Here is a 463-nt window from a genome sequence, read left to right as displayed (position 1 = left end):
GCTCTACCTCGCCCATGACCTCGAGGGCGAAATCAAGGGCATCGACGCCTTCCCGGACCGCCATCCCCCCGTGGCCCCGCTGTTCTTCGCCTTCCGCATCATGGTCGGCGTGGGCCTGCTGATGCTGGCCGTGTCGTGGATCGGCGCGTGGCAGTTCCGCCGGCGCGGCGAGCCCGCGCCGTGGATGGCCCGCGCGCTGGTGGCCATGACCTTCTCCGGCTGGGTGGCGCTCGTCGCCGGCTGGTACGTGACCGAGATCGGCCGCCAGCCGTATCTGGTCTACGGCGTGCTGACCACGGCGCAGGCCGCCTCCAAGGTGCCCGCCGCGATGATCGCCAGCACGCTGGCGATGTACCTGGCGCTCTAYCTGGCGCTGATCGYGGCCTAYRTCTCGGTGGTGAGCACGCTGGCGATGTACCTGGCGCTCTATCTGGCGCTGATCGTGGCCTATATCTCGGTGGTG

Annotated in this window: 1 protein-coding gene; it reads left to right on the top strand. The window is 69.1% G+C overall.

Annotated elements, in window-relative coordinates; genetic code table 11:
* The coding region (locus AB4Z35_RS30450) for a cytochrome ubiquinol oxidase subunit I (RefSeq protein ID WP_442101221.1) at nt 1–463 on the top strand (463 nt) is incomplete at both ends.

The organism is Pseudomonas sp. KB_15 (genome assembly GCF_052114525.1).
Classification (GTDB): Bacteria; Pseudomonadota; Gammaproteobacteria; order Pseudomonadales; family Pseudomonadaceae; genus Aquipseudomonas.
The sequence above is the reverse complement of the archived record's forward strand: the minus strand, read 5'-3'. Positions and strand labels throughout refer to the sequence as shown.